This is a genomic window from Mycoplasma collis ATCC 35278 (assembly GCF_000701825.1).
In the GTDB taxonomy this organism is placed as follows: Bacteria; Bacillota_I; Bacilli_A; order Mycoplasmatales; family Metamycoplasmataceae; genus Mesomycoplasma_A; species Mesomycoplasma_A collis.
In genome coordinates, this window is the sequence record NZ_JNJY01000004.1 from 38,405 (window position 1) to 62,720 (window position 24,316).

Genomic DNA, 24,316 nt, shown 5'->3' on the forward strand with positions numbered 1-24,316 from the left:
TAAAAAACAGAATAAATATTAATATTTTGATTTATTCTGTTTTTTATTTCTTTTAATTAAAACTGTCAATATTCGCTTTAGTTACTGCTTGTGGAGTTAGTAAAATAGTGAAAACACTTTCTGTGTCAGTCTTTTTATATTGTTCTAAATCTAAAGTCATTGTTTTTCCTGAAAATTTAGTTTCAAATTGTGTTTTTACTTGTTCAAAAATTTGTTCTGTTGTTAATTTAGTTTGTCCATCTGTTTTTTTATTTTCAGCAATTAGAATATTTAATAATGCAATAGAAGCGAATGAAAGTTCATTATCTGGTTTATAAATAGTCATATTTACTTCTCCATTTTTAATTAATGGTTTAATGTAATCATTAAAATCTTGTCCAGTTATATAAACTTTTTTCGCATCAACTCCATTAGCTTTTAATGAAGCAACAGCTGCTTGCGCCATACCATCATTAGGAGCTAAAATTCCTCTAATTTGTAGTTTTTCATCACTAGTTAATGCTGTAATAGAAGCAGATAATCTATTTTGACCTTCAGTATAATCTCAATCATTTTGAAGAACTTGTTCAACACTTTCTCTTCCTTTGATCATAATTTTAAATTGTGAATTTTTAGTTTCATTTATTAGTTTATTAATAACATCCATTGCTCCATTAAAAAATAATTTAGCATTATTATCACTAAGTGCCCCACCCATTAATAAAACAATTTTATTTTCTGTTAATGGATGTTGTTTTAAATAAGCAACCGCTTCACCAGCGGTTTTAAAAATTTCACCTTCTTTTCCTAATAAACTACTTGCAAGTGATAAACCTTGAATTGTTCCTACTTTTGAATTATCATATGTTAAATATCAATCGTAATCAGAAGTTCCTTTAATCAATCTATCATAAGCTACTACTGGAATTTTTTTATTTTTAGCTGCTCTCAATTGATTTCCTAATTGTTCACCATTAATTGAACCAATAATAAGACCTTCAGTCCCAGCTGAAATAGCTGTATCTAATCAAGCATTTTGTTCTGTTTGTGTTTTTGCTAAAAGAGCCGCAGCTCCTTGATTTAAGGAATCAAAATTAGCTAAAAATTTTTCTTGTGCTTGAACTCATCTTGGATTTTCAGGATCAGTTAATGCAATTCTTGGTGATTTTGCAGTTATTGCTGTTTTTGTTGTGTTTGATGAAGTATTATTACTACATGAAACAACAGTCGTAATTGCCGCAATAGGCAATATTGCTACAGATAAAAATTTAATTTTCTTCATTTATTTAAATAATTCCTTTTTTTGTTAAATAATAGTTTTTTTTTTTTTTTTACAAGGAAATTGAAAAAATGAAAAATTTATCTTTGATTTTTGCTTATTTATAAAAAAAAATAAAAAAAATATTTTTAATTTTTAAAAAATAGTGTACAATTAATTTGTTTTAAAATATCTTTTTTCATTTATCTCTAAAATAGATGGAAATATACAAGCAAAAAAGTGAAAAAATAAACATTTTTCGCTTTTTTGCTTGTTTTTTAAAAAAAATATTTCTTTTTTATATTTTTTTTGTTACAATTGTTTTTCCATGTATAAAAAAGAGGGTATACAAAATGGAAAAAGATATTTTAAAGCGTAAACATAAAAAAAGAAAAAATAATAAAAATGAAAATAAAAAAATTAAAAAATTATGTAAAAATATAGTTGATTTTTTTTATTGATTATTTTATTGAACAATAAATATTATTAAAAAAAATAAATAACAAAATATATTTTATTAAGTTAAATAAAACATTTAAAAAATACAAAATTGATTATTGCATTAATATAAAAAAAATAATTTTGTATTTTTTATTTTGTAAATTTTTAATTTATAAACTATTTATTTGTTAAAAATAGAATTTTTAATTTTTTAAATTATTTTCAAATTTGCAACAATATTTTATTTTTTTAAATTTTCGCGATATTTTGATTAATTTGTAAATTATTAAAAACTAAATAAAAAAAAATAAAAATAATTTAACGATTGGATATTAATGATTAATTTAAAAAAAATTTTATTTCCTCTTACACTTATTATTGGTGCAAGTGGTATTTTATCAACAATTATTTCTTGTTCAAGTAAAGCAAATAATAATGAGTTAATAAACAATTTTGAAATAATTTCCCCTAACAAAGAATTAAATAATGATGATTTGATTCCTAAATTAAATGATATACAAGTAACTGAAAAAGGAAAAAATAAATTTTTAGAAATATCTACTATTATTAAAAATTCTTTGAATAATGGAGTAACACTTTATGATATTCTAAAATTTCATCTTATTGGAAATGTTTATTCAAAATATGAATGAATTGAATTAAATAACAAACATTTTTTTGAAAAAAATATTGCAAAAGATAATTTATGAAAAGTGAATTTTGACAAAGAAAACTGAGTTATAAAATTTATAATTCCATTTTTTGAAAATAATAAAATAATTAATAAAAAATTATTATTAAAATTTAATAAACCCAAAAATATTAATCAATCATCTGATGAAAATAAAAACCTTGAATTTTATTTAAATATCAAAGGAATAAAAAGTTATTTAGAATTTAAAAATATTTTTGAAAATGCACTATTTAATTCAGGTTCAGTTGGCGATGCTATTTCAAATCTTTCAGAAAAGAAAATTTCTTGATTAGATAAAAAAATTAAGCCTGGATTTATTGAAGAATTATCAGAATATACTATTACATTTAATGATGAAGATCAAGTTGCTATGATTAAAAGCGTATTAGTTTCTGAAAAAGATTTAGAACTTAACGTTTCTAATCCTAAAAAATATATAAACTATTCTTTTTTAAAATTTGAGAATCAAACAGCTAAAATTCAAAATACACTATCTAAAAATTTGTCAAACGAATATGAAAAATATAAGTATAAAACAAAAGATATAGAAATCGAATTAGGCGAATTAACAAAAAATAATTATTTAGATTTTAAAACTTGAATAAAAGTTTGAGCATCTACGATTCAAATTTCTAATTTATTTAGAGAAAATTTTGTTCAAGGCTTTCCACCACATAATGAAAATCAAATTAGATTTAAATTTAACGATGAAACAATAAAATTAAAAGATAAAAACTGAAATGTTGAATTTGATGATGATAATTTAATTATTAAAGTTACAATTAAATATAGCAAAATTGAAAATGGAAGAAACCAAATAAAAACTGAAGATGTTTATCTAAAATTCGATAATAGAAAAACTTTTAATGAGGAAATTAAGAGTAATAAATTTCAAATAAGTTTAAAAGAAAAAAATAAATCTTATCAGGAGTTTATAGAAGAATTTAGAAATAATTTATACTCAAATAAACATATTAGTGATGCGATAATAAAAATGTCTAAAGGAGAAAATGCTTGATTTAATATCATAAATAAATTTGATACAATTAATGATGAACTATACCTTGAAGGCTGAACAATCGAATATAATGAAGAAGATAAAGCAATTGCTTTAACAACTTCATTTAGATCATTTTATAAAAAAATAAATGATAGTGATGAAGAATATTACGATTATAATTGATACTATACAGTAATTGAGTTTAACAAATAAAACATAAAAATCAAAAACAATATATTATTAAAAAAACAAAATCCAATAAATTTAGTTTATGGGTTTTGTTTTTTAAATTTAATTTTTTAATTAGAAAATATTTAAAATTTCAAAAAAATAATAAACTTTAAAATGTTTTATTTTAAACATCTATAAAAAAAATCAATCATTAAATAATACAAATTTTAAATTTAAACTAAAAAATAGTTTAAATATTATTTACATTTTTTTAATAAAAAACATCAAAAATTTAATAAAGTTTTAAAAAAAATAAAATTAATAAATTTTTTAATTTGAAATTTTCTATTAAAAGTTTTAAAAATATAAAAAAATTCTTTTATTTTTTTAATTTTTTGTTAATATTTTAAATATCATATAAATTAATCAATATATAAATAAAAATTTATGTGAAAAAACAAAAAAAGTAGAAAGAAATTAAAAAATATATATATTTATGATTAAATTTAAAAAATTTTTGTTATCTTTAACTCCTTTTATTAGTATAAGTGCTCTTTCATTATTTACTATTTCATGTTCAAAATAAATATGATAACTCTTCAACGAATAAAACAGAAGATATCATTGACACAACAAACAAAAAAAACAAACAAATAGGTGACACAAAAAAAGAAAAAGTAGATTTAACTTCTGAATTATCAGATATATCAGATATAAAAATAACTGAAAAAGGAAAAAATAAATTTCTTGAAATATCTAGTATTATTAAAAATTTATTAAATAATGGTGTAAATCTTCATGATATTTTAAAATATCACATTATAGGAACTTTTTATTCAAAAGATGAATTAATCGAGCTAAAAACTAAAGATTTTTTTGAAAAAAATGTTAAAGAAGATGGTTTATGACAGGTTCAGTTTGATAAAGATAACTGAATAATAAAGTTTGTTATTCCGTTTTTGGGAGATGATAAAAATATTACCAAAAAATTAATATTAAAATTTGAAAAACCTCAAAATATTTATGAGGTATTTAATAATGATGAGGATGAAATAAAATTTAGTTTAAAAGAAGGTAAGGAAAAAAGTTATTTAGAATTTAAAAAAACTTTTGAAAAAGCATTATTTTCCTCAGGTTCTGCAGGAGATGCTATTTCAACTCTTTCTAAAGGTGATAATTCTTGAATTGAAAAAAAAATTAAACCTGATTTTATTGAGCAATTATGAGATTATCAAGTTATTTTTAATGATGAAGATCAAGTAGTTATGATTGAATCTCAATTAGTTTCAGAAAAAGAACTAAAAGAAAACACATCTAGACCTAAAAAAATATATAATTATTCATTTTTAAAATTTGGTGATCAAGATTCTAAATCTCAATCTTTATTATCTAAAGATTTATCTTCTGAATATAATGAACAAAAAGATAAAGTTAAAGATATAAAAATTCAATTAGGTGAATTAACAAAAAATAATTATTTAGATTTTAAAACTTGATTGAAAGTTTGAGCTCCAACAACTCAAATTTCTAGACTTTTTGCAGAATATTTTCAGGAAGGATTTGGAGAGCATAAAGAAAATCAAATTACATTTTCATATGACGAAAAAATTCAATTAAAAGGTAGAAATTGAAAAGTTGAATTTGATGATACAAATTTAATTATTAAAGTTGTTGTTAAATATAATAAAACCATAGATGGAAAGACTCAGGATAAAGAAGAAAGTATTTATTTGAAATTTGATAATAAAAAAATTTTGAATGAAAAAAGTAAAGATAATAAACTCCAAATAAAATTAAAAAATCATAACAATTCTTATGATGAATTTGTAACTCAATTTAAAAATACTTTATATTCAAAAAAACATATTAGTGATGCACTTTTAGAAATGTCTAAAGGAGAAAATGCTTGATTTGATATTGTTACTAAATTTGAAAAAACAAATGATGAATTCAAATTAGAAGATTGATCTATCAATTTTAATGAAAGCGATAAAACAATAGCATTAGTAACCCCTACTAAATGATTGCATAAAGGTAGTGATAGCGATCATGGACACTATCATTATGATTACTATTACACAGTAATTGCATTCGATAAATAGAATATAGAAATATTTCAAGTATAAATTAAATAAATTTAATGCAAATTTTTATTAAAAAAACCCAATAAAATTAAGATATTGGGTTTTATTTTTTTTATGTTATAAAAAATTTGAAAGTTTATTACTTAAGTTTAAGAATGTTATGTTCTACTTTTGTTGGAGTTTTTTTACCAAAAATTTCAAGTGATACTAAAGCTGTTTGTTCTTTATCATTAACTTCAATAATTTGGCCTTCTTCACCTTTAAAAGCACCTTCTGTTATCTCAACAATAGAACCTGGTTTGAAAGGAGAATCGATAATACCATTATTATATTTTTCTCATTCTTCAGCTTCTTTTTTAAACATTTTATCAATTTGCCTTTGTGAAAGAGGGGTTGGTTTTGCACCTTTTCCTGAAGATCCGACTAATCCTGTTACATATTGGGTATTTCTAATTAAAAATCAAGCCTTATCAGTCATATTTATTTTAATAAAAATATATCCTTTATAAAGGTTTTCATTTTTAACTTTAAATTCTTGTCCTGCTGATCTTTTTTGCAATTCTTTCAATGTTAAATGCGGTCTTACAAACATTTTTATTTCTTCACAAATATCTTCTAACATTTCAGATTTAACAACATTCTTTAAAGATTCAACAACTTTTTCTTCTTTACCTGAAATTGTTGAAATCATATATCATTTAAAAATTTGATTATTTTCCATAGATTAAAAACCGACTCCTGTTTGATTTCATAAATATGTTGCAATTATTGAAATGATAAAAAACAAAATAATAAAAAATATAACAAAAAGAATAGTATAAACAAAACTTTGACCTGATGTTTTAGAATCTGGTCATTTTATTCTTTTTAATTCTTTCACTCAATTTCGAAAAATATATTTTTTGTTTTTTTTCATTATTTTTCCTCTTTATGAATAGATTGTGTTTTGCATTTTTTACAAAATTTTTTTATTATCAATCTTTCATCTTTTGATTTATTTGTAACATAATTTTTAGATTTACATTCTTCACAACATAAAGTAATTTTAGATTTACTCATAATATTAATGAATTATAACACAATAATTATTTTTAAACAGCAATTGACAAGCCATTTATATATTCAAAAGCTCTTTGTTTGTAAAATTTTATTATGTCGTTAATTTTATTTGAACTTATAAAAAATTTTTCTGAAATTTTTTTAACAGGAATTTTATCAATAAAATACATTCATAAAATTTGAAATTTTTCATTTGAAAAATTTTGAAAAAATTCTTTATTTTCTATTTCGAAAAAATCATAATATGAATAATTTTTTACTTTATGTTGATCTTTTGAAAATTTATTTATCTCATCAACATAATTTAATTTAAAATTCATAATTTTATGATTATTTGTTGTAAATTTTTTACAATAATTTAACAATCTAATATATGTACTTTTGTACAATCAAGCATTTGGATCATCATTTGGGATTTTATCTTGATTATTTTTTAAAGTTTCGTTTAAAAAATTCAATCCTGTAACGAATAAATCTTCATATTCCAAAGGAATAGTTTTGTAAATGTTTTTTGCTTTTTTAGCAGCAATATCTGCTATATGAATATATTTTTTAAGCAATAATAAAAATGCAACCTTTCATTATTTTATTTTAAATAGAACTATTCCTACAGCAACAGAAATATTAAGTGATTGAACTGTTCCTTTCATTTTGATATGTATCAATTCATCACAACTATTTTCAACAGATTTAGATAAACCTTTACCTTCATTGCCAAAAACAATAGCCATTGGTTTATTAAATATAACATCATCAATTGATTTAGAATTATTTGATAATGTAGTCCCATAAACTCAAAAATTATTTTTTTTCAATTTTTCAATTGTTGCGCTTATAGAAGAAACTTTGATAAATTTCATTCCTACAAAACCGCCTGATGAAACTTTTAGAACAGTACTTGTTAAATCTACAGATTTATTTTTTGAAAAAATTATATGATTGATTCCGTTTGCATTTGCAGTTCTGATAATAGCTCCAAAATTATGTGGGTCCTGAATATGATCTAAAATTATAATTTTTTCAGGTTTTTCTTTTATCAGAGTATTAAAATCATAAATTTTTATTTCAGAAATTTCTGCAACATAACCTTGATGATTTTCTTTTACTAATTGATTTAAAAAATTATTTTCAACTAATTGAATATTCAATTTAAAAAATTCTGAAATTAATTTTTGATTAGTTGTATAAATTTTTTTAATTGGTAATTGATTTTTAATCGCATCTAATACAGAATTTTTCCCACAAATAAATTTTTTCATATTTTCCTAACTGTTTTGAAATTATTATTTTTTTCTTTTCCTAATTTTTTAAATATATTTTTTGTTTTGTAAAATTTCTCTAAGTTTATCACTTGATTCAAAATTTTTCTTTTTAACTAATGATTTTCATTCTTCATATATTTCTATATCTTTTTTAGAAGGTAAACTTTTGTTAAAATCAAAACCTAATATATCAATAATTTTTACAAATGTGCCAATTTCATTATTTTTTAAAAGTAAATTTAATTCTAAATTAGCTTTTGAAAAATGCAAATTTAAATATAAATCTAATATTTTTTTTACATTTTCATAATTAGTTTCAAAATTATTTTTTTCTAAAAAATATAAATAATATTTTTTTCTAAAAAATAAAATTTTTTTTTCTAAATCCGCAATCATTAACTCAGTTAAATTAATAGGACTATTTATATTTGTTGTTAAAATTAATAACCTTAAGGTATTTGTATTATACTTATTTGCAAAATCTTTAGCATAAATAACATTGCCCAATGATTTTGACATTTTTTTACCTTCGAAATTTAAAAATCCAGAATGAATTCATTTTTTAGTTAAATTTGTTTTATTTAATGAATAATGTTGAATATTTTCATTTTCATGATGAGGAAAAATTAAATCTATTCCACCTCCATGATAATCTAAGGTTTGATTTTTAAAATATTTATTAATCATAACCACACATTCAGTATGTCAACCAGGTCTTCCTAAGCCAAAAATAGAATCAAATTTAATTCCTTCATTTGTTTTTTTTCAAAGTGCAAAATCATGAATATTTTTTTTGTTGTATTCATCTTCAGAATTTAATGTGTCGTTTAAATTTCTATTTGATATTTTTCCATAAATAGAATGTTTAGTTACATCAAAAAAAACATTACCTTCTATCATATATGCATTTTCTGTTTCTATTAATTCTTTTATATAATTTTCAATATCTTTTAAAACATCAGTCACTTTTATTATTTTATTTGGCAATTCTATGTTAAATAAATCAAAAAGTTTTAAATATTCATCTGTATAAAAACTAGAAATTTCTTTTTCTTCTTTCATCTCTTGCTTAGCTTTTTGAATTATTTTGTCATCAATATCAGTTATATTATGTAAATAATTTATTTTATAACCAGCATATTTTTTAATTCTATTTCAAATATCAAAAAACATCACAGAACGCATATTGCCAATGTGCACATAATCATAAACCGTTGGACCACAAACATAAATATTTTCAAATTTATTCATTTTTTCCTTTTATAACAATTCTTTATTTTTTAATTTAATTTTTGCTTCTTTATAGTTTGGATAATACTTTGATACTAATAATCAAAAATCGTTTGAATGATTAGAAAAAAAGTGGTGACATAGTTCATGAATAATTACATAATCAATTATTTGTTTAGAAAATAAAAGTAAATTATTTGAAAAATAAATTTTTCTTTTTGTAATATGATTTGTAGCTCAAGCTCATGATTTTTTTCTTAAAAAAACATCATAAGATATTGAAATATTCATTATTTTTTGATATTCATTTACTCTTTTTTTTAAATAAGTTAATAATTCTTTTTTTAACATTTGTTCAATTTTATTTTTTAAATTATCATCGTTTTTTAAACTAAATTTTAAAAAATGTCCATTTGAAAATAATAAATATTTAGAATTATTTTTTTGAATGTTATATTCAATTTTTTTCCCAAATAAATAATAATATTTTTTTTCAATATCAATATAATTTATAACTTCAGATTTTTTAAGTTGTACTTCTATTAAGTTGAAGTTTTTTTCAATTATATTTAAAATGTTTTGATTGCTTAAATTAACAGGAGAAATTAAATAAATTTTATTATTTTTTACAAAAATTTTATATGTTGAATTTGATTTTATTTTTAAAATAATTTCAATTTTTTTACTTTTATAAAAAATAAAAATTGAATTATTAATTATTTGATGATTCATTAATAAATAAATTTCAAAAAATGTAATCGTTTTTATTTTTAGATATTTTTGATTCTAATAATTGTTTGAAATCCAACATTTCATCTTTATTTATTTTTTTAAAATCAAATTCATCATATATTTTTTCAATTTCTTCTTTGATATTTTCTTCTTTAATGAAAAATAAATTATCATGATTATTTTCGTTTAATTGAACGTTTTTTGTAAGTTTTGAAAATATAGAAATATTTATTATTGGAAAATCATTATCAAAAATTTTTTTTAAATTTAAAATATTTTTTTTAGTCTCAATTAAAGGATTTTTTATTTTATTTTTTCTCGAATTTGTATTATATCAATAATATTTTTTTACATCACCTTCGATTTCTCCGGTGAAATTTAATATTTTAATAATTGCGCAAAATTTATCACTAATAAGTAAATTATTTATATAAAATAAATTATTTTTATCGATTTTAAATAAATTATTTTTTAAATGAATAAAATCATTTAAGTTTGTGAAATTTTGTATTTGTTCCAAAATATTTTTATTAGATTCTAAAAAATTTTTTTCTATTATTTTTTTATGTTTTATATTTTTAATTTTATAGATTAAATAAAATAAAAATAAAGCAAAAAATAATAAAAATGAAATTATTGTAAATATCATTATAAAAATTTCATTTATATTCACTATTTCTCCTATAAAAATAAAAAAAAGAAAATAAATAAAAATTTATTTGCTTTTTAATATTTTATTTTATCTTCATATTCGTCTAAATTAGTTTGAATGTCCTGTGTTTTGTCTAATCATTGACGTAAAATTGTTTTTTTGTTTTTTCTTTTAATAGATAATGTATCCAATGCTCCAGTTCCTTTAATTAAATTCCTTTTGAAATTTATTGCATCATCTTCTTTGAAAAATCCACCTCAAAATATTCCAACAATTTCACCTTGTGAATTAACCACCATAGAACCAGACATCCCATTACCTGCTTTAATATTAGGTAGTAAAAAAGATGTTTTATTTGATTTTAACTGAATATCTTTATTATTTATTTTTATTCTTTGTTCTCTTTTTAAATTATTTTCATTATAAACAAAAGCTAAGCTTTCTTGAGCTAATCATTCATTACCACCTAAATAACCCCCAAAGTATAAATTACCTGGAAAAATTACATTTTTATTTTCTGATGAGTTACTATCTAAATTAATTTTATCACTAATTAAAAATTTAGGTTTATGGGCATCATAATATTTAACTTGATCTGGAATATTTTGATATTTTTTTATTGAATATTTATTATTCCTAAATAAATAATTGTTAAAATCAAAAAAGTCGTCAAATTCAGAAAATATTAATTGAGTAAAAGGATGTCTCACTTTGTATTCATAATCATTTGGGAATTTAATTTTAATAAGTGCAAAATCAGTATAATCTTCATTAGAACCTTCTGGATCAGCAAATGGTAAAACTTCTAAATTATTTCAAAATTCATTTGAAACACTATTTATATATTCAGATTGATTATTTATTTTTCTTGCTCAAGGATATTTAAATGTATCTAATTTTTTATCAAAACGTCTAAAAATTTCATTGTATTTTGTACCATTAGCTTCTTCTAAACTACCTAAAACTGGGATATGTTCATAATCTGATTTTAGTGAATAAGAAAATGAGCTAACACGATCTCTATTATTTAATAATTCACTAACAACGTGTAAATTTGTTGCTAAATAATATGTATTATTTTTCACATCTTTGTCAAAAACTCATGCAGTTCCACTAATAACAGAGCGGCTTTGACCATCTAAATTATTTAAAACATAATTAATTACTAAAGTTCTTTTTTTAAGGTCGTCAAAAATTTCACTTCTTGGTAAATTTTTTATTGGTTTACTAAAATCATTTAAAATAGTTTTTTTATTTTCTTCTTTAGGATTTAAAGGCAATAAAATTTCATATTCATCACCTAATGAATTGTTGTAAATAAATGATATTTCTTTATTTTCATTAATTTTTTTAGTTTTATCATAATAAAAATTTGAAATAGATAAATAACTTTGTTCTTTTAAATCTTTTTCAAAAAAGAAATGTTTTTTAAATTTTTCGCCATTAATGTATTCTTTTAAATATTTTCCGATAACTCTATATCTAAAAGTTTTATCTTTAGAAAAATTTAAATCTTTTAAAATAAAATTTATATTTTCATCATTTAAATTAATATTTTCATTAATTTCATTTTTATTTAAATTAGTTAATTCAAATATTTTTTTTGAAAGAGTGTTGTAACCAAAAACATCAAATTTAAAAATTCTTGAAATATTTGAATATGATGCTTCTACAAGTAGTATTCCGTTTTGATCATAAAAACCACTTTTAGAACTTACTAATTTTAGTGATAGTTTTTCTTTTGAAAAGTTTTTATTCTTAAAATTAATATTAAACTTATCAAATATTTCTAAATTATTTAACGAATGAAAGCTAGAACTGAAAATATTTTTATATTGTGATTTTAAACTAATTTCAAAATTTTCATCAGATAATGGATCATTTTTAAGAGAAGAAGAATCAATATTTTTGAAATTTGAAATAAATGATATATTTTTAAAAATTTCTTTTGTTGTTAAATCTTGAATTTCATAAGAATATCAAATTTCTTTTTTTGAATTATCCAAATGATTAAATTTAAAATTTTTATAAACAAAATGTTCGTCTTGAAATTCATTTTTATTTTCTAATTTTTGCAAATTTAATTTGCTATTTAATTCAAGATAATCTCAAAATTTGTTATTTAATTTATCAATTGTAATTTCTTGAGATTTAACACTTTCTTTTATTTTTAAAATTTGTTTTTCAAAAATTTCATTAATTTCTTTTTTATACGCTAATGTTTTATTATTTTTGTGTTTAAAACCTGATAAAACATATTCTTTTTTAAAAATATCATCTTCAAAATTATTAATAGAAAATTCTAATTCAATTTTTATAGTTCCATCATTATTATTAGCTGAATTTTTTACAGGTTTTAATTGAATATTAAAATTCTTTTTAAATTTATTAAAAATATCAGGATCAACAAAATACACAATACTACTTGCTAATAAATTTGAATTATTAATAAGTTTCTCAAGACCTTCAGAAGCATTAATTTCTTTTAATTCTTTTGCTTCAGGACGAATTCCTAAACCTATTATTGCATCATTTATTTCTTCTTTGGTGATCAATTCTTCATTATTCAAACCAGGATCTGGAATATCTGGTAATAAATTATTAAAGTGAGAAAAACAACCAGCACTTATCATCGAAACCGATGTACTAGTTAAAGCTATTGGTAATAATAATTTTTTAAGTTTAATAAAAAAATTTTTTTTCATTTTAATTTTAATTTTTCTTTGTATAATTTTAATTAAATTAAGGCCCATTGGTGAAATGGCAGACACAGTAGACTCAAAATCTTCCGCATTTATGCGTATCGGTTCAAGTCCGATATGGGCCACCATTTATTTATGAATGCCATTAAAATAAAAGTAATTTATGTTACTTTTATTTTTTTATTTCTAAAATTTGAATTTGATATTTAATTGGCGAATAAACTTCAACTATATCACCAACTTTATGTTTTAATATTGCGGTTGCAAGTGGAGAAAAATTAGAAATTTTATAATTAAAAGGATCGATATCAAGAGAACCTACTATTTTAACTTCTAATTCATCTTTTTCATATAAACCATTATTTTCTAAAATTTTTATTTTTACACTTGAACCAATTGAAACAATATTTTTACTAGAAACTTCTTGAATAACTTTTGAATTAGCAATAATATATTCTAATTCTGAAATTTTACCTTCGATAATACCTTGTTTTTCTCTAGCTGCATCATATTCTGCATTTTCAGATAAATCACCTTGATTTCTGGCTATTTTAATTTCTTCAATAACTTTTTTTCTTTCAACCTTAATTAAAAAATCTAATTCTTTCTTAATTTGTTCTAAACGTTCTTCGGAAATTAAAAATTCATCGTTTTTATTTTGCATATTTCCACCTTACTAATTTATTTGTTATAAATCTTTTTAAATTTTACTAAATTTTAGCAATTACTAAAAGATAATAATTACCATTTTTATAAAATTGATATTTTATTTTTAATTCTGTTAATTTTTTACTAATTTTTAATGATTCTTTTTTTGAAAATTTATCTTTAAAAACAAGCATTCCTTTTTTATTTAATTTTTCATAAAAAGATTGAAATAAATTTTGATTTTCATCATAAAAATCTATATATATAAAATCAAAATTATGTTCTTTCAAATTATCAAATAAAATATTTTGCTTTGTCTCAATTTTTTGATTAGTTTTTAAAGCAATTGAACTAAATTCTTCTTTATCAAAAGATGTTAATTTATTATCGCAATAATAATTTTCTAAATTTGGGTTATGAAAATTATTAACTAAGAAACTATATAATTTTTTGCCTCAAAAAAATGTTTTTTTATAATTATTTATTTTAATTGTATTTAAAATAAATTCAAAATCTTCATTATGTCAATCAGAATCACTGATAAGTTCATTAAAAATATTATCTATTTTTATAGGTTCGGGATTTTCGAACTTTTTCATTTGATCTATATATTCTTTTTTAACTTTATTTGCTTTATATTTTAAAACAAAAAAAATAGTAAAACCTATAATTAGAACAACAAAAATAGAAGTTGTTAATACTATTTGTAATGTGCTCATTTTAATCAATTTCTTTTAAATTATTAATTTCATTTCAATAATTATTAATTTTTTGTTCTAATTTCATTTTTTCTTGTTCATCTTCAATAGGTAGTGAAAATTCATATTTTATTGGTTTATTTTCAAAGTAAAATTCTGTTTCTTTAACCGCTATAAAAAATACTTTTAAAGCTAAATCGATATCTTCATATTTAGTTATAAATTTCATTTCATTATTTTCAAAATGTAACGGTAAAATATTTTCATTTTTTTCAGAATAAAGATAAATAAATTTTGCATCTAATTCATCAATATTGAAAATAACATAAAATTCATTTTTTTCTTTTACATTGTCATTATTTATAGTTTCAATTTCTAAAATATTTTCTGGTTTTTTAATTTCTTTTTTCTTTATCATTTTTACCTCATAATAAATACTCTTCTAATATTAATTGTGCCGCTAGTTTATCTTTATGTTTTTTTCTTTTTTTTCTTGATAAATTAGCTCCAATTAAAATTTGTGTCGCTTGCTTTGTTGTCCTGTTTTCATCGACTAAAAAAACATCAATCTTAAAGTTTTTTTCTAATAATAATTTGAATTCTTCAACAATTAAGCTCATTTGTATTTTTTCACCTGATAATTTTGTTGGATAACCCAAAATAATTGTATCTATAGGATATTCATTTAAAATTTTTTTTATTTTTTCGATTAAAAAATCAAAATCATTTTCTTTATAGGAAAAATTTTCGAGACCAAATGCCATCATATTGAAACTATCTGAAATAGCAAAACCACATCTTTTAGTCCCTAGATCAATAGCTAATTTTCTCATCATTATAAAATAGATTCAATTTTTTCTAATATATTATTTTCATTTAAAATGGAACCTTGCGCTAAAATTGAACTTCCTCCTCCTTTACCAGAAAAATTACTTAAAATTTTTTCTAAAATTAATTTACTATCACTAATTTTAGAGGCAACATAAATAATTATTTTTTCTTTTAAAACAGAACCTAAAACAAAAATAGCATCGTTAAATTTTTCTCTTAAATTAATAGCTAAATTTTTCACTTCATTTACTTTCAAATCAAAATTAAAATAGTATTTTTGATTATTTATTACTTTAAATATTGGTTCAATTTCAATATTTTGTTTTGAATTTTGTTTTAAAAGTGTTTTAAAATCATTTTTTGCATTTTCAATAGATTGTTCTAAATATTCAACATATTTTTCCTTATCATCATAATTTTTATAATTAAAACTATATGATGAATCTAATTTTTGATTTTTAATAATCATTTGATTTAAAAACTGTTTTTTTTCTTCAATTATTTTTTGATAAAAATCATTTATTTTTTCATTTGAAGTAATTGCTCTAATTCTAAAAATTCCAGAACCTTTATTCTCAACATTAATGATTTTAAAATCTTCAATTTTGCTAGTGTTGGAAATGTGAGTTCCACCACATAAATCAACAGTAATATTTTTGAATTCAACTAATCTAACATTTAATGGGTCCATATATTCAGATTCTTCTAACGTCATTATGGCATTCATTTCTTCCGCTTTTTTAGTTGTTGTATTTAAATATTTTCTATCTATTTTATTTTTAATATAACTTTTTACTCTGTTTTCAATGTTTTTAATTTCTTCTTGAGTAGGTTTGCGATCTATTGGAAAATCAAAAGTTAAACGCTCTTCATTGTTATCTGAACCTAATTGTTTTATATAACTTCCATATTCTTCTCTTAAAGATTTAAATAATAAATGAGTAGATGAATGGTTTCTTTCTAAATTTATTCTATTTTTAACATCAACATATATTTTTATTTCTTTATTTTTATCAACAACACCTTTAACTGCATGAATATTATTACCAAATTTATCTTTAAAAACATTTAAAAGCTCAATTCTTCCTCCTTCTTGCTCTAAATAACCTTGATCATGTTTTTGCCCACCAGCTGTTGCATATAAAACTGTTTTATCTGCTATTAAATATGATGTTTCATCTTTATTAGTGATATCTAATTCATCTTTATTATTTGATAAAAATAAAATTTTAGCATTTATAAAATGTTGTTCATATCCAATAAATTCAGAAATTTTATCTTTAATATTGGCCAAAGGATTAATAACAGTATCCATTGCAATTTTAGTTTTTCCTCTAGAAATTTCAGAATGTTTTTTCTTATACTCGTCTAAATCTTTTATATCAAAATGAATATTTTTTTCAGCTAAAATTTCTTGAGTTAATTCCAAGGGGAAACCATAGGTTTCAAACATTTTAAAAACAATTGAAAGATTGAAATTTTCTTTTGAAATTTTTTGTTCTAACAAATTTTGACCTTGTTCAATGGTTTTAGAAAATAAAATTTCTTCTTGTTGAATTATTTGAGCTACTTTTTCTACATTTATATCATATGGCAAAGTATTTTTTATTATTTCTACAAGTTTATATAAAAAACTTTCATTTTTAATTTTTAGTTTTAGCCCAACACGATAAGATCTTCTAAGTAATCTTCTAATAATATAACCTCTAGATACATTAGAAGGCATAACTCCATCATTTATAGCATTAACAACAGCCCTCATATGATCGGCGATTATTTTAAAATATGTATTAATTTGACTTTGGACTTTTTCCTTAGTGAAATAATTATTTATATCATATTTATAATCAGTCATTTTTTCAATTTCATAAATTATAGGTAAAAATAAATCTGTATCAAAATTAGTTGGAGCATCTTGAATAATAGAAACTAATCTTTCAAAACCAGCTCCAGTATCAATGTTTTTTTGTGCTAATTCAGTATAGTTATTCTCTCCATCATTATTAAATTGTGAAAAAACAACGTTTCAAATTTCAATAAAACGATCATTTTCAATATCATTTTCTAAAAGTTCAATTCCTCTTTTATCAAATTTTTCTCCACGATCATAAAAAATTTCAGTACAAGGTCCACAAGGGCCTGAACCTAAATCTCAAAAATTAGTTTTTCTTGTTCCTTTGATAATGTGTGAAGGATCGATTTTTAGATCTAATCATTTTTGTTTAGTTACTTCATCTTCTTCAAAATATGTAAAATACAATTTATTTAAATCAAAGCCTAAAACATTTATTAAAAAATCATAAGCATAATCAATTGCTTCATTTTTAAAATAATCACCAATTGAAAAATTACCAAGCATTTCAAACATTGTATGATGTCTAGTTGTTATTCCAACATTTTCAATATCATTTGTTCTAATCGCCTTTTGTGAATTAGTTAATCTTAAACTTGGAGGTTGTTTTTTACCAGAAAAATAATCTTTAAGTGTAGCAACTCCAGAATTAATTCATAATAATGATGGATCATCTACTGGTACTAAAGATTTACTTTCAATTCTTAGATGATCCTTGGATTCGAAATATTTTAATCATATTTCCCTTATTTCTTTTGAAGATAATTTTTTATTTTTATACATAATCTATTTCCTTATTATTTTTGTATATTTTTTCAATAGTAGCTCCACCTATACATTTATCATTTTCATATAAAACAACATGTTGTCCGGGGGTAACCGCTTCAAATCCTTGTGGATATTCAACAATAATTTCATTATTATTTAAAATTGTAAGTTTAACATCAATACTCTCTTGTCTATATCTAAATTTAGCTTTTAAATTATTTATATTAAAATTATTATGAATTAAATTAAAGTTAGAGGCTAATAATTTATCAGAAATTAATCATTGTTTTTCTTGTGAAGGAGCAACGTAAATTTCTTTTTTTTCAATATTATGACCAACAACAAAATATGGCTCGCTCATCCCACCTAAATTTAAACCTTTTCTTTGCCCAAGTGTATAATACATGGCACCAATATGTCTTCCAAGAATTTTTTTTGTTTTAATGTCGATAATATTTCCTGGTTGTGCTGGGATGTAATTTTGTAAAAAATCAGTAAAATTTCTTTCACCAATAAAGCAAATACCTGTCGAATCTTTTTTTTCAGCTGTAATAAGATCTAATTCTTTAGCTATTTGTCTTACTTTTGATTTTTCTAAATCAGCTAAAGGAAAAATTGTTTTAGATAATTGAAAGTTAGAAAGTTGAGCAAGAAAATAACTTTGATCTTTATTTTGATCTTTTGCCACAAATAATTTGCCATCTTTAGCTTTAGCGTAATGACCCATAGCAATAAAATCAGCATTAAATTCAGTAAGTGCATAATTTAAAAATTGTTCAAATTTTATATATTTATTACATAAAATATCAGGGTTAGGAGTTCTGCCTTTTTTATATTCTGAAATAAAATTTTCAAAAACATAATCTCAATATTCTTTAATAAAATCTTTTCTATATATAGGTATATTAAGTTTTTTTGCCACCAATTGTGCATCTTGCCAGTCTTTTTCTTGTGGACATTGATTTTGATTTATTTTATTACCTAAAACATCATTATTTACTATTGAGTCTCAATTTCTCATGAAAACACCAATAACTTCATGATTTTGTTGTTTTAATAAATAAGCAGCAACTGATGAATCAACACCACCTGAAAGTCCAATTATAATTTTAGCCATAATGTTAAATTATATATTATATATAAAGTTTTTTATTATATTTATAAATGATAAATTATAGAAAATTTTAATCAAAAAAATAAATTAAAAAAAATAAAATAACAAATATTATTAATTAAATTTATTATTTTATTTCTTTATTAATCATTTTCTTTTAATTCTTTTTCAAATTTAGCCAAATTTTCTTTAAATAATTTTTCTTGCTCTTGAATTTCTTTATCAATTTGTGCAAGTTCTAATTCAACTTTTTCAATATCAATTTCTCCTCCTTCTTGTTTATTACTTATTCCATATAATTCCATTGATAAAGAATAATCATTATCAACAATTTCTTCATAATTAATATATCTTGAGAAATTTTCTATTTCTTTTTTATCTCTTCATGTTTCGAAAATTTTACTAATATTTTTTTCAGAGAGTATATTTTGATTAGGAGCGACTTTAAATTCCTTTCTAGCATTAATCATGAAAATACCTTTATCGTTGAAGCTTTTATCTTTTCTTGCAACTATGATACAAGTTTGGATAGATGTATTATAAAAAAGTTTATTAGGAATAAAAATAATTGTGTCAATATAATTTTTTTCAATTAAATATTTTCTAATATCTCTTTCAGCTTTTGGATTAACTCTATGTAATACACCTAATGAAAATACAGATACAATAATTCCATTTTTCGGTTTAACATGATAGAGCATATGTTGTAAGAAAGCTAAATCAGCGTATTTTTTAGGAGCTAAAGTTGGAAAAGGGTTAAAACGTATATCTTGACTTAACATATTATTAGAAGGATTTCATTTTAAGCTAAAAGGTGGATTAGCTACTATACAATCGAAAGTATCTTTTTCTTTTAAATGTAACGGCTCTAAAAGTGTATTTCCATTTAAAACACTAATTTTCGAGAATTCAACACCTCTTAAAATAAAATTCATTCTTGCTAAATTGTATGTTGCATTTTTTATTTCTTGTCCATAAATTTTGCCAAAATATTTAACTTTACGAATTAATTTAATTAATAATGAACCTGAACCACAAGCAGGATCATATGCTTTTTCAATTTTAGTTCTATTATGGGTTGCGATTTTAGCTATTAATTCAGCAACTGAAGAGGGGGTATAAAATTCTCCACTTTTTTTACCAGAAGCACTTGCGAATTTAGAAAGTAAGTGTTCATATACATTACCAAAATGATCACTATCTTCCATATTTAATTTTAAATTGTTGATTTCTAAAATTATAAAACGAATTGTTTTTTCCTTTTCTTCATCAATATTTCCTAAATTTTTATCAGTTAAATCAATACTTTTAAATAAATCTTTAAAATAATCTTTGTTTTCAACATCTAAATCAGAATTAGCTTGTTCTATTTTTTCAAATGCTTCTTCAAGTAAAGAAATAATATTTTTATCTTGTTTGATTAACTGTACCATATTTTGAAAGCTATATTTATAATCAATAAAAAAACCTTCTTCATCTTTAAAAATTAATTTTTTAATTTCTGAATATTGATTATTATTTTCATCAAATTCTTGATAAGAAATATTATTAAGTCTTTTTTTATAATCGTTAAAATGTTTTTCAGAAGCTTCTGATAAATATTTATAAAATAAAAAACCCATTATATAATCTCTATATTCGGTAGCTTCCATTGTTTTTCATAATTCGTCACAAATTTTATTTACAGTTGTTATTAATTGTTGACTATTTTGCATTTTAAAGCTCCTTTTTTATTATTCAAAATTTTCATTTTCTATAAAAAGTAAAACAGTTTCTAATTTAGTTCTAAATGAATTTATTAAATCCTCAGTATCATTTGTAGTTATTGTTTTTACTTCTCTTCTTAATTTTTTCAATCATGGAGATTTTCAGATTTCTTCAATATTTTTTTCTTTTATTCTTGAATTTCAATCTTCTTTTAAAAGATCTAAATCAATTTCAGGGAATTGAGAATTAAATTCTTTAAATCATTTAATTTCAGTTTTAAATAAAGCATCTTGTTTTAAATTTAGTTTATATTTTTCAATTTCACTGACTTTTTCTTCGTATGATAAATTGTTTTCATTGTTGAAAAAAATGTCTAAAAATTTTTCATATCATGTCTCGTTAAGCGAAAATGAAAAATCATAAATAACTTTTGTTATCTTACCATTTTTTAAATCTTTATCTAATTCTTCAAGTATTTTTAAATAATCAGATTGAACTTTATCTTTATCAAAATTTAAATAATTTATTTTGCAATTTGAATTTAAACAAGATAAAAGATCTAAGTATTTTTTATCTACTATTATTTCTTGATATTTAATATCTGATGAATCATGAATAATTATTTCAAATTCATCTAATATTTTATTTTCTTTTTTTGCATAAATTTTATATTCTAAAATTATTTTTTTATATAAGTTTAGATCATTAAAAATTTCATCTGTAATTGGTTTTTCTTCAGTATATTCATAAAAAGTTTTTAAATTATCATGAGTTATAAATAAATTTTTTAAATTACTAAAAATATCTTTTATTTTCTCATCGTCTTTAATTATGATCACTTCATTTTTTTCAAAATCATATATTTCATTGATTTTTAATTTAATTTTTTCATAGAGATGTAAAAAATCATTATAAACTTTTTTGTATGTATCGCCATAGACAATATTTTGAATATCACTTAAATTAGAATTAGCATAAATCAAAAATGCTTCTTTTATTTCTTGAGTTGAAAGAGAAAAATTAATAACATAACCATGTTTTTTATCATATTTATAATTTCTATTAGTTCTTGAAAATGCCTGAATTAAACTATGATTTTTTAATTTTTTATTAATATAAATTGTATTTGTTTTTGGGGAATCATAACCTGTTAATAACATATCAACAACTAAAACTATATTTATTCCTTTAATAGGATCATAATCTTTAAATGTATATTGAACATCATTAATATATTTATCAAAATTTTCAACATCGAATTTTTTATCAAATTTTTGATTATATCTTTCAATAATAATTGGCTTAAATTCTTCAATTAATTTTTTGGTTGAATTTTCATTTTCTTGATTTATTTCTTCTATTGTGTTTTCGTTTGAAAAAATAGGAGTCATAAAAATATGTTCTATTTTTTTATCTAAATACATTTTATAAAAGGTAAGCATATTTTCAATATTATCGAAAGCAAAAATAGCATTATAGTTATTATTTATAGTAAAACTATGATGCATTTCTTGAATAATTTCCATTATTTTTTCAAGTTTTTGAGGATTATTATTTGGTAATCTAAATATTTCATTATTTTTATAAAAAACATTATCAAGTTCTGAAACAAAAAAATCTCTAATATTAAAAGGCAAGACATTTTTATCTTCAATAGCATTTTTCATATTATAGACATCTAACTGATTTCCGAAAATATTAGCTGTTTTTCTTTCTTCATTTTCAAAAATAGGAGTACCAGAAAAACCAATCATAATGCTATTTTTAAAATGATTTTTAATTTTTTTAAGCATTGTTCCCGCGGTAGAACGATGACATTCATCAATTATAAAAATTAATGTTTTATTCATAATTTTATGTAATAATTTTTGATTATTTGGAATATCAGACATTTTTTGTATTGTGGTAATAATTAATTTTTCTATTCCATTATCAAAAATTTTTGCTAAAGTTTTTCCATCTTTTTGATTTAAATTTTCTAGTAATTCATTTTTATTATGTGAAATAAAGCTTTGAAATTCATTAGATGTTTGAGTATTTAAATCAACTCTATCCACTAAAAAAATAACATGATCTACATCTAACCTTTTTGAAAGAATATCAGCTATTTTAAAAGATGTAATTGTTTTACCACTTCCTGTAGTGTGTCATATATAAGCATTATAGAACCACTTTATAAAAAAATTGAACTATTAGAAAAAAAAGAACAAATATTACAAAAAAGATTTGATTACTATAAAAATATTTTGATCAAAGGATAAAAATGAAGCAAAAACAGCAAGAATTATTATATGAAAAAGAATTTATAAATAAATTAGTTCAAAATGAAAATTATATTTATCTTTTAAATATTAAAAATGAAGATGATATTATAAAGTTAATTTTTAATGAAATTGAAAGATTAAATAATATCGTTTTAAATCCTGAAGAACAAAAAAATATTTATAAATATATAACTTCTGCAAGTACCAAAAAAATAAGTTTTTCTCAATGATTGTGAGGTTATGATTCAATTAAAATTCATCGAAAAAATGAAAATAAAATAATTAGATTAAAATTCATTGATTGAGATAATTGAGAAAATAATAATTTTTATGTAGTTAATCAATTTGGTTTAAAAAATGCACAAACACAAGAAAGAAAAAGATTTGATAGTTTAATATTAATCAATGGATTTCCTTTCGTTTTATTTGAATTTAAAGATAAAAATATTAATGTAGAAAATGCAATAAAAGATATACAGAATAGATACAAAAACAATGTTTTATCAAATGGTGTTTTACGTTTTATTCAAATATTAGTTGGTACAAATTTTAATTTTGTAAAATTAATGGCTAATAATGTAAATGAAAACAAAAATTCATCCTTTTTATGAAATTCTGAAAATGGTAATACTAGCGATCATTTAATAAGTGATTTTTTAAATAAAAATAAATTCAAAGAATATTTAGAAAATTATTTTCTTTTTCAAAAAACAAAAGAAAGAATCATTTTATTAAGACCTTATCAACAAAGAGCTGTAAAAAAAACTATCAAATTTGTTGATAGTACATTAAATAAAAAAATAGATTCTAATTTAAACACCAATAATGCTTATTAATGAATTTTGAAGTTTTAAAGGTGGGGTGTTAATAATAAAATTTTTTATTATTATTGTATTCAAATTTTTTTGTGTTGTACCAGAAGCTAGTTTTATAAAATTATTTCTATTTTTATCAAAATAAAAATTCAAATATTTTATATCTAATATTTTACTATTAGGAATAATTTTGCAAAAAGATTGATTTATGTATAGATTTTCATAATTTTCATTAATAGCTGAAAGAGCTGGAGTCGCATACATGCTATAAACTAATTCATTTTTTTCTAGTTTTATTAAATTATTTTCTAAAATTGATTCATCGTATTTTTCAAAATTTCCATCAATTTTATTA

General features: G+C 20.7%; 22 protein-coding genes and 1 tRNA gene. 4 read left to right on the forward strand and 19 right to left on the reverse strand.

Features of this window, described 5'->3' with window-relative positions; genetic code table 4:
* Positions 1-52 precede the first annotated feature (52 nt).
* Positions 53-1,261, reverse strand: a complete 1,209-nt coding sequence (locus T403_RS0101620; RefSeq protein ID WP_033161081.1) for a substrate-binding domain-containing protein — start codon at positions 1,259-1,261, stop codon at positions 53-55.
* Positions 1,262-2,013: 752 nt separating this feature from the next.
* Between T403_RS0101620 and T403_RS0101625 the strand changes: the two genes are divergently transcribed.
* On the forward strand, positions 2,014-3,585 hold the full coding sequence (locus T403_RS0101625) for a hypothetical protein (RefSeq protein ID WP_033161082.1): 1,572 nt from the start codon (positions 2,014-2,016) through the stop codon (positions 3,583-3,585).
* 506 nt (positions 3,586-4,091) lie between these two features.
* Positions 4,092-5,645, forward strand: a complete 1,554-nt coding sequence (locus T403_RS0101630; RefSeq protein ID WP_033161083.1) for a hypothetical protein — start codon at positions 4,092-4,094, stop codon at positions 5,643-5,645.
* A 121-nt stretch (positions 5,646-5,766) separates the two neighbouring features.
* Here the strand turns inward: T403_RS0101630 and nusG are convergent, their stop codons facing one another.
* From nusG to T403_RS04355, 9 genes are read right to left on the reverse strand one after another with little or no spacing between them, the layout of a single operon-like run.
* Positions 5,767-6,348 (reverse strand): transcription termination/antitermination protein NusG, encoded by a 582-nt coding sequence (gene nusG, locus T403_RS0101635; protein WP_033161084.1) that lies wholly within the window; start codon positions 6,346-6,348, stop codon positions 5,767-5,769.
* A 3-nt stretch (positions 6,349-6,351) separates the two neighbouring features.
* Positions 6,352-6,543 carry a preprotein translocase subunit SecE gene (secE, locus tag T403_RS0101640; protein ID WP_033161085.1) on the reverse strand — a complete coding sequence of 64 codons (192 nt, stop codon included), beginning with the start codon at positions 6,541-6,543 and terminating at the stop codon, positions 6,352-6,354.
* Entirely contained in the window at positions 6,543-6,686 is a 144-nt protein-coding gene (rpmG, locus tag T403_RS04350) for a 50S ribosomal protein L33 (RefSeq protein WP_084273836.1), read from the reverse strand. Before rpmG ends, secE begins: the two co-directional genes overlap by 1 nt.
* Before the next feature lie 32 nt (positions 6,687-6,718).
* Entirely contained in the window at positions 6,719-7,246 is a 528-nt protein-coding gene (locus T403_RS0101645) for a hypothetical protein (protein WP_033161086.1), read from the reverse strand.
* A 21-nt stretch (positions 7,247-7,267) separates the two neighbouring features.
* Positions 7,268-7,945: a 23S rRNA (guanosine(2251)-2'-O)-methyltransferase RlmB gene (rlmB, locus tag T403_RS0101650; protein ID WP_033161087.1), complete on the reverse strand. Its 678-nt coding sequence runs from the start codon at positions 7,943-7,945 to the stop codon at positions 7,268-7,270.
* A 48-nt stretch (positions 7,946-7,993) separates the two neighbouring features.
* On the reverse strand, positions 7,994-9,199 hold the full coding sequence (locus tag T403_RS0101655) for a class I tRNA ligase family protein (RefSeq protein ID WP_033161088.1): 1,206 nt from the start codon (positions 9,197-9,199) through the stop codon (positions 7,994-7,996).
* A gap of 9 nt (positions 9,200-9,208) precedes the next feature.
* On the reverse strand, positions 9,209-9,910 hold the full coding sequence (locus tag T403_RS04230; protein WP_051619052.1) for a YgjP-like metallopeptidase domain-containing protein: 702 nt from the start codon (positions 9,908-9,910) through the stop codon (positions 9,209-9,211).
* On the reverse strand, positions 9,891-10,583 hold the full coding sequence (locus tag T403_RS0101665; RefSeq protein WP_033161089.1) for a nuclease-related domain-containing protein: 693 nt from the start codon (positions 10,581-10,583) through the stop codon (positions 9,891-9,893). Before T403_RS0101665 ends, T403_RS04230 begins: the two co-directional genes overlap by 20 nt.
* Positions 10,584-10,636: 53 nt before the next feature.
* On the reverse strand, positions 10,637-13,267 hold the full coding sequence (locus tag T403_RS04355) for a DUF31 family putative serine protease (protein ID WP_169734596.1): 2,631 nt from the start codon (positions 13,265-13,267) through the stop codon (positions 10,637-10,639).
* A 41-nt stretch (positions 13,268-13,308) separates the two neighbouring features.
* Here T403_RS04355 and T403_RS0101675 point away from each other — a divergent pair.
* A tRNA-Leu gene (locus T403_RS0101675) sits at positions 13,309-13,392 on the forward strand.
* A 44-nt stretch (positions 13,393-13,436) separates the two neighbouring features.
* On the opposite strand, the gene greA is transcribed toward T403_RS0101675, so the two are convergent.
* From greA to T403_RS0101715, 8 genes are all read right to left on the reverse strand, one after another.
* A complete protein-coding gene (gene greA, locus T403_RS0101680) occupies positions 13,437-13,928 on the reverse strand; it encodes a transcription elongation factor GreA (protein WP_033161091.1) in 492 nt (163 codons plus the stop codon).
* A gap of 46 nt (positions 13,929-13,974) precedes the next feature.
* Positions 13,975-14,631, reverse strand: a complete 657-nt coding sequence (locus T403_RS0101685) for a BC85_0335 family putative methyltransferase (protein WP_033161092.1) — start codon at positions 14,629-14,631, stop codon at positions 13,975-13,977.
* A 1-nt stretch (position 14,632) separates the two neighbouring features.
* Positions 14,633-15,028, reverse strand: coding sequence for a hypothetical protein (locus tag T403_RS0101690; RefSeq protein WP_033161093.1), 396 nt, complete (start codon positions 15,026-15,028; stop codon positions 14,633-14,635).
* Positions 15,006-15,443: a Holliday junction resolvase RuvX gene (ruvX, locus tag T403_RS0101695; protein ID WP_033161103.1), complete on the reverse strand. Its 438-nt coding sequence runs from the start codon at positions 15,441-15,443 to the stop codon at positions 15,006-15,008. The genes T403_RS0101690 and ruvX overlap by 23 nt, the downstream gene beginning before the upstream one ends.
* A gap of 2 nt (positions 15,444-15,445) precedes the next feature.
* On the reverse strand, positions 15,446-18,076 hold the full coding sequence (alaS, locus tag T403_RS0101700; protein ID WP_033161094.1) for an alanine--tRNA ligase: 2,631 nt from the start codon (positions 18,074-18,076) through the stop codon (positions 15,446-15,448).
* Positions 18,069-19,178, reverse strand: a complete 1,110-nt coding sequence (gene mnmA / locus T403_RS0101705; protein WP_033161095.1) for a tRNA 2-thiouridine(34) synthase MnmA — start codon at positions 19,176-19,178, stop codon at positions 18,069-18,071. The genes alaS and mnmA overlap by 8 nt, the downstream gene beginning before the upstream one ends.
* A 140-nt stretch (positions 19,179-19,318) precedes the next feature.
* Positions 19,319-20,890: a type I restriction-modification system subunit M gene (locus T403_RS0101710; RefSeq protein ID WP_051619054.1), complete on the reverse strand. Its 1,572-nt coding sequence runs from the start codon at positions 20,888-20,890 to the stop codon at positions 19,319-19,321.
* Between the two features lie 18 nt (positions 20,891-20,908).
* A complete protein-coding gene (locus tag T403_RS0101715; RefSeq protein WP_084273838.1) occupies positions 20,909-23,059 on the reverse strand; it encodes a type I restriction enzyme subunit R domain-containing protein in 2,151 nt (716 codons plus the stop codon).
* Between the two features lie 86 nt (positions 23,060-23,145).
* Here T403_RS0101715 and T403_RS0101720 point away from each other — a divergent pair, with 86 nt between their 5' ends.
* Positions 23,146-23,982 carry a type I restriction endonuclease gene (locus tag T403_RS0101720; protein ID WP_033161097.1) on the forward strand — a complete coding sequence of 279 codons (837 nt, stop codon included), beginning with the start codon at positions 23,146-23,148 and terminating at the stop codon, positions 23,980-23,982.
* On the opposite strand, the gene T403_RS0101725 is transcribed toward T403_RS0101720, so the two are convergent.
* On the reverse strand, positions 23,959-24,316 hold a 358-nt coding region (locus tag T403_RS0101725), incomplete at its 5' end, for a restriction endonuclease subunit S (RefSeq protein WP_033161098.1). The two genes, T403_RS0101720 and T403_RS0101725, sit on opposite strands and share 24 nt — an antisense overlap.